Annotated in this window: 1 protein-coding gene; it reads left to right on the top strand. The window is 45.7% G+C overall.

The window, feature by feature from the left end:
- Positions 1 to 245 (top strand): ATP-binding cassette domain-containing protein (locus tag AB4486_RS24075; RefSeq protein ID WP_372119130.1); only part of this gene is annotated, 245 nt, incomplete at both ends.

Raw genomic sequence — 245 nt, 5'->3', positions numbered from 1 at the left:
ATCGCTTACATGGCGCAGCAAGATTTGTTACTGCCATGGCTATCGGTTATCGACAACGTGTGTTTGAGCCATCGCTTTCAAAATTCCGCAGATAAGCATAAAAATATCGAGCATAAAAATCAGGCGTTAGAGCTACTGATTTCTGTTGGTCTGGCTGATTACGCGGATGCTATGCCGGATCAATTGTCTGGTGGTATGCGTCAGCGTGTTGCTTTGGCTCGAACCTTAATGCAAGACAAGCCAGT

The sequence above is a fragment of the Vibrio sp. 10N.222.55.C6 genome (assembly GCF_041473395.1).
GTDB lineage: Bacteria > Pseudomonadota > Gammaproteobacteria > Enterobacterales > Vibrionaceae > Vibrio > Vibrio crassostreae_C.
The sequence above is the reverse complement of the archived record's forward strand: the minus strand, read 5'-3'. Positions and strand labels throughout refer to the sequence as shown.